This window comes from Microcoleus sp. Pol14D4 (assembly GCF_036701245.1).
GTDB lineage: Bacteria > Cyanobacteriota > Cyanobacteriia > Cyanobacteriales > Microcoleaceae > Microcoleus.
This window is the reverse complement of record NZ_JAUBQM010000146.1, coordinates 1-6,014: the sequence shown is the minus strand read 5'-3', so window position 1 is coordinate 6,014 and position 6,014 is coordinate 1. Positions and strand designations below refer to the sequence as shown.

The 6,014-nt window shown below is 42.0% G+C and carries 7 protein-coding genes and 1 pseudogene; 7 read left to right on the top strand and 1 reads right to left on the bottom strand.

Annotation, left to right across the window (positions count from 1 at the left end; all coding sequences use genetic code 11):
- The 7 genes from QUA33_RS27210 to QUA33_RS27180 form a co-directional block, all read left to right on the top strand.
- Positions 1-194 (top strand): hypothetical protein (locus QUA33_RS27210; protein WP_333152759.1); only part of this gene is annotated, 194 nt, incomplete at its 5' end.
- A gap of 437 nt (positions 195-631) precedes the next feature.
- Entirely contained in the window at positions 632-811 is a 180-nt protein-coding gene (locus QUA33_RS27205) for a hypothetical protein (RefSeq protein WP_333152756.1), read from the top strand.
- The gene (locus tag QUA33_RS27200) at positions 775-1,143 is read left to right on the top strand and encodes a hypothetical protein (protein WP_333152755.1); all 369 of its coding nucleotides are present in this window, start codon (positions 775-777) and stop codon (positions 1,141-1,143) included. Before QUA33_RS27205 ends, QUA33_RS27200 begins: the two co-directional genes overlap by 37 nt.
- Before the next feature lie 126 nt (positions 1,144-1,269).
- A complete protein-coding gene (locus tag QUA33_RS27195; protein ID WP_333152753.1) occupies positions 1,270-1,470 on the top strand; it encodes a hypothetical protein in 201 nt (66 codons plus the stop codon).
- A gap of 116 nt (positions 1,471-1,586) precedes the next feature.
- The gene (locus tag QUA33_RS27190; protein WP_333152751.1) at positions 1,587-2,021 is read left to right on the top strand and encodes a ferritin-like domain-containing protein; all 435 of its coding nucleotides are present in this window, start codon (positions 1,587-1,589) and stop codon (positions 2,019-2,021) included.
- A 103-nt stretch (positions 2,022-2,124) separates the two neighbouring features.
- Positions 2,125-3,087, top strand: coding sequence for an FTR1 family protein (locus tag QUA33_RS27185; protein ID WP_333152749.1), 963 nt, complete (start codon positions 2,125-2,127; stop codon positions 3,085-3,087).
- 591 nt (positions 3,088-3,678) lie between these two features.
- A complete protein-coding gene (locus QUA33_RS27180; protein ID WP_333072153.1) occupies positions 3,679-4,416 on the top strand; it encodes a response regulator transcription factor in 738 nt (245 codons plus the stop codon).
- A 478-nt stretch (positions 4,417-4,894) separates the two neighbouring features.
- On the opposite strand, the pseudogene QUA33_RS28370 reads toward QUA33_RS27180, so the two are convergent.
- Positions 4,895-5,935, bottom strand: a pseudogene (locus QUA33_RS28370) (IS630 family transposase).
- Positions 5,936-6,014 lie beyond the last annotated feature (79 nt).

Genomic DNA, 6,014 nt, shown 5'->3' with positions numbered 1-6,014 from the left:
CTGCCTATCTTTTTTTACCACAAGTTGGCTCAATCCTTACTAACTATGGGTTTGGGGCGGGTTGTCACCCCCCCAGGCTTTTTTATAAAAATTATCAATGTTTGTTTACAGATTTAACTGCAAAATGTATTTACCATCAAGCTCAAGCAATAATAAAAAAAAATATAAAGAAAAAACTGAAAATCCATAATTAATTTTATTTGCGACTCTTCAGAATAATTTGTATTAATCTGTTGACGATAGCAGCTAAATTGCCCGATAGCTAGTTAAAGCCAAAGTATTGCTCTAGAAACTAAAAAGCCTGAATTATTGCTAATTAATATAGTTAGTAGTATGTTTGCGGTTGTCGATCGCGCCAATGTGCGATCGACAACCGCACGAGCTGCATTATCAAGAAACTCAAAATACTAATGCGCTTATTCTCAAGTAATTTTCCGCACAACCTACAGGATGTTTGGCCGTGGTGCAGCACTCAACCCAAGACTCAACTACCGATTTAGTTCCATCTGAATTTCCCAAACAGTTAGATATCGGTCAAGTTTCTGTCTACGGACTGAGCTTTTTATCCGCTGGTTTATTTCTGTTTTTACCTTTAGTTAACCTACTGCATCCGATCCCTTGGCAGCGGTAGATGGGAACCATTCACGGCATGGGTGCAGTGTTGGCATTAGTGGTAATTGTTTATACGGGACATTTAACTTTTCCCTTGCGGCAGGTTGCCGATAAAATCTTGCCACACATGGGTACATTAGCTTTTTGGGAAACTCCAGGGAGATGCACCAAATTGTTTGGGTTAGCGTCGGAGCTTTGACTCTTTTATTTATGACTTTTCCCATCGCAATGTGGCACATTAGCCAAAAAGAACAGTTTCGCGGTTTTCACCTCAAGTCTTTGACAATCGAGCAGCCAAATCCCGCTAATACTGTTGCTAAAGGGGTGGCTCAGCCAGCTATTGCCCGTAACAGTGCGCTTCCGGCTGCAAATAATTTCAGTTTACTTGTTGACAGCCAAAAAAATTTACCTGACAAGTCTCCAGACGTTGTATATTTCACTAATACGCCTACAGAAATGGCTATGGCCAGTAACCCTACAGATAAGACTGTCCAAGCTGTACCTGTATCAGCAGCCCAGCCGAAAGTTTAGGCGGTAGATGGAACAAATCAGACAGCAGAAATTACGGATCGCGTAAAAATAGATCAGTTAGCTCTAAAACTCTACGATCGCATCGATCGAAGTTGGCAAACTAGCCCTACGTTCAATCAAAATTTAGTGTATCGAGTCAGTACAAGTCAAGATGGGGCGATCGGCAATTTCGAGCCTCTCAATCAACCAGCCAAGGATTACACCCAAGAAACTCTTTTACCAAATCTGCTGAAATCTTCCAAAACTAGCAGCGGTAACAGTGCAGCAGCATTCTTTAAGTTTACTGTAGTGTTTGCTCCTACTGGAACCTTAGAAGTTAACCCGTAACTCACATACAACATCTCTCCGGTAAGGTGCGCCATCAGCACCTTACTTTTCATTTTTAACTTAAATGTGGTATTATAAACAGCGCCCTCTAAGGCCTGCTACTTCTAAAACAACAAATGAAAGAACTTGACGAGAAAAAAACCCAGGAACTGCTATGCACCATCATGGAATGGGAACTTGCAGGTGTCGTGCGCTATACCCACTATTCACTAATGGTGACAGGGCCAAACCGGATTCCCATCGTGCAGTTTTTTAAAGCACAAGCAACGGAATCCCTACTCCACGCCCAACAAGCAGGAGAAATTCTCACAGGTTTAGAGGGGCATCCCAGTCAGAAAATTGCTCCTATCGAAGAAAGCTACAAACACTCGGTGAAAGACTTATTGGAAGAAAGTTTAAATCACGAGAAAAAAGCGCTTAAAAAGTATAAATCTTTACTTGAAGTTGTGACTGACTCCAGCGTTTATTTGGAAGAATATGCCCGCAATCTAATTGGACAAGAAGAATTGCACCAAGTAGAATTGAAAAAAATGCTGCGCGATTATAGTTGATTTAATCATTGGTTATTGGTTATTGGTGATTTGTTATTTCCAATGACCAATGACCAAGGCCCCATGCTCATGCCCTCTCCCCCATGCCCCATGATTATAAAAAATGAATTTTAGTGAAGCGCTACCGACTTTTGTAATTACCCTGCGCGAAGGCGTAGAAGCCGCCTTAGTCGTCGGAATTGTACTAGCTTGCCTCAAAAAAGCCGAGCAAAGTCACCTCAATTCTTGGGTTTATGCAGGTGTCGCAGCCGGCATTGCTGCTAGCGGTTTTGTCGGTGCTCTATTCAATGGGTTGCTGGCAGTATTATCAACCTCCGAGCAGCCTTACGCACCAGTAATTAAACAGCTATTAGAGGGCGTGTTGGGAATTGTGGCGATCGCAATGCTAAGCTGGATGCTAATTTGGATGACTCAGCAAGCGCGCTTTCTCAAAGCAGAAGTTGAAGGAGCAGTTACAGCAGCTTTGACAGAAAATAGCAATGCCGGCTGGGGCGTATTTGGCTTAATTTTTATTGCGGTACTGCGCGAAGGTTTTGAAACAGTTATATTTGTCAGTGCTCAGTTTCAACAAGGTTTGAGTCCCGCTTTGGGAGCTTTGGGCGGTTTGACTGGGGCAGCAATCATTGGCGCGCTACTGTTCAAGTGGGGTGTCAAAATTGATATCCGCCTGTTTTTCAAGTTTATGGGGATTTTGTTGCTGTTAATCGTAGCAGGTTTGGCAGTATCTGCACTCAAACATTTTGACCAAGCCGCTGGGATTTTGTCCCAGATGAATAGCAAGTATGCAGCGATTTGTGTTTATTACGATCGCCTCGCACCACTCCACTCTTGTATTTTAGGCCCGATGGTGTGGAATGCAGCGGAAACTTTGCCCGATCGGGAATTTCCGGGAGTCGTTCTCAAAGCACTATTTGGATACAGAGATCGACTTTATCTCGTCCAAGCGGCGGCTTACACAATATTCTTAGCCACCATCGGGGGTCTTTATTTCCAAAAATTAGGCTCTAAGGCGACTATACCAAGCAAAAATACTCAGCCAGCTCGATCGCAAACTCGCCCTCAGTAGGTATGCAAGCGGTTGTTTTGCTGATTCCAGGCAGATTAGAAAATCAGCCCCACCTGCAAAAAAATCGGCTTAAAATTTTTAGGTGACGGGATTGATTATTTGACCTTTATCGGATTCTATTAAACAATAGAATATATTTTGTTTTTTTATCAATACTTATATTGATATTATTTAAATGTAGCGTCAACACCCGAAAGAAGTAAGCACTACCCCTCAAAAAACACTAAAGTTTTTTAATAAAAATTAACCTGTTCAAAAAATTAACAGGTAACAGTTAATGGTTAACTGGGTTCTGCAAGACGCGGGCTACCGTTAGGGGATTCTGTCAAGTCGCAGGCGCACCCTCCACAAGTTGAGGCTGTTCTTGCCCGTAAAAAATCGGCCCCCAGCAAGATTTTTGGCGAACAGTTTTGTGATATGCGCTCCTAGGGCTTATAATTAGTACAAGAATATTTACACAGCCCGCAAAGTTCTTAATGAACCTTATAATCCTTAATGAAGCTTAAAATTAAAAAATTGTTCGTTAAAGTTACCTGGAACCCCCAGAAGGCTGTAGGCTCTGCCATTCGGTTAGCGGTGAGATAAATAATGATGCCCCGGATACTTGTTATTGATGATGACGCGGCGATCGCCGAACTTGTAGCCGTCAACCTAGAAATGGCTGGCTACGAAGTCACCCAGGCAGAAGACGGCATCAAAGGTCAGGCACTAGCCATACAACTGCTCCCCGACCTGATCATGCTAGACCTCATGCTGCCTAGAGTAGACGGGTTCACCGTATGTCAGCGTTTGCGGCGTGACGAGCGCACCTCAGACATTCCCGTCTTGATGTTGACAGCCTTAAGTCAAACTCAAGACAAAGTAGAAGGCTTCAACTCCGGCGCCGACGACTACCTGACCAAACCATTTGAACTAGAAGAGATGCTAGCCCGAGTGCGAGCTCTACTAAGGCGCACAGACCGCATCCCCCAAGCTGCCAAACACTCCGAAATCCTGAATTACGGCCCGCTGACCCTTGTCCCCGAAAGGTTTGAAGCTGTTTGGTACGATCAGACAGTCAAACTGACCCACCTAGAGTTTGAGTTGCTGCACTGCTTGCTTCAGCGCCACGGTCAGACAGTTTCTCCCAGCGAAATTCTCAAAGAAGTGTGGGGTTACGACCCCGACGACGACATCGAGACTATTCGTGTACACATCAGACACTTGAGAACCAAGATGGAACCCGATCCCCGCCATCCTAGGTACATCAAAACCGTATATGGGGCTGGTTATTGCCTGGAGTTGCCCAACAATGAACAAGTAGCTGAAGAAACCAAATCCTCTGCTTGAGTTAGCGCGCCCAATCCAACAAGCAGTTAAAAATCCCGCTAGAAAAGCCTGAGAGCATTTGCTCTCAGGCTTGGTTGTAAGGAGAAGTGGAGCGATGTTAGTTGTTGCAGACACCTGAAATCGAGGCGGTAGCGAGGCGGTGGAGGCGGCCCCGACTCCGGTCTTGAAAGTGTTAGATCGCAAGCTGCCGCCAGAGATGTAAAGTTGAGTCAAATCTAGATACAATAATAGTTAGGATGCGTGGTTTAAAACATTCCATTTGCTGCTAATTTATCTGTACCTTCATGTTTTACGAACCGCCGCAACTTTAGGGTAAAATCAGAAACATTAAGCGGAGCACCAACAAATTTAATTCGACAATTTGGACTTGTTAGATATTCCTGAGAGAGCGCTTCGTTTATGATGGCGAATTTCCTTTGGCTGTGACACAAAAAGAAGCTATAGCAATCCTAAATGATTTTCTAGACCTAGAGCAATCCTAATTAATTTTTTCCGTGCAATTATATTTATGTATTTTGGGGAAATCAAATTTATGTTCGTTAGTAAAAAATTCTCTCCAAAAATTTGACAATCTTAAAAGACATACATAAATACCAATACTTTCTTAAAAAGTTTTTAGCCTGTAACCAAATATCTTCAACGGGATTTTGTTGGGGAGCATTGGGAGCAAATAAAATACAAGTAATTGACCACTCATCAGGCTCTTTGTCACCATTTACTTCTCATAAAAAATCTCTAAATTCGCCATATTTATGATAACTGGCTCCATCCCAAATCAAGATAATCTTGCGATTTTTATATTTATCTTGTAAGTATTTTATAAATTTAACTGTTGATTTTCCATCCCCAGATGGATGGCTCTGAACATGGAATTCTTTGCTTTGATAATTGAGTGCGCCAAAATAAGTTTGTCTATCTTTTTCATTGGTAATTGGGACTTCAATTCTGATTTTTGATTGACCCCACACATAACCAGTTAGATCGCCATGAAGTAGATGACATTCATCTATAAATAATACTATTATTTGCCCAGATTCTATGCCAGCCTTGTTTTTGAATAAAATATTGTTAATTTCTTCCGTCTTTTTTTTACCAGTTCTTCATCAAATTTAGGATTGATTTTTTGAGTTTTTTTCCAACTAATTTTCGCCCGCTCGAAAAGTTCATAGTAACTCTGTTTTGATTTATAGATCACACCAAACTCTCGCTCTACATAAGTAACCAGCTCATCTAAATTCCAATATTCTTTATTCTTTAGCCACTCAATTACTTCAGTCTTTTGTAGAGCTGTTAAATACCCTTTTGACCCTTTATGCCCTAGCTTGATTCCTTCGATGCCTTTGGTTTTAAATTGTTTTTTCCAATGACCAACAAAAAATTCACTTACACCGAGAATTTTGCTAATCTCATGGTAGAACTTGCCTTCGACAGCCATCCTTACAGCTATTGCTCGTTTCAGTTCTCTTGCATCGATATCACTTTTAATGAAAGATTCTAATTGAGTTATTTCCTTTTCCATATCGTAACTGCTCACCGCAACTGCATTGCGGTATCGCCAATGATGTCAGCGATAGGTATGCACTCCAGATAGGTGGTAT

Excerpts from the sequence above, each read along its gene's own strand:
- QUA33_RS27205 (WP_333152756.1), top strand. The coding sequence starts at position 632 with ATGGGAACCATTCACGGCATGGGTGCAGTGTTGGCATTAGTGGTAATT.
- QUA33_RS27200 (WP_333152755.1), top strand. The coding sequence starts at position 775 with ATGCACCAAATTGTTTGGGTTAGCGTCGGAGCTTTGACTCTTTTATTT.
- QUA33_RS27190 (WP_333152751.1), top strand. The coding sequence starts at position 1,587 with ATGAAAGAACTTGACGAGAAAAAAACCCAGGAACTGCTATGCACCATC.
- QUA33_RS27185 (WP_333152749.1), top strand. The coding sequence starts at position 2,125 with ATGAATTTTAGTGAAGCGCTACCGACTTTTGTAATTACCCTGCGCGAA.
- QUA33_RS27180 (WP_333072153.1), top strand. The coding sequence starts at position 3,679 with ATGCCCCGGATACTTGTTATTGATGATGACGCGGCGATCGCCGAACTT.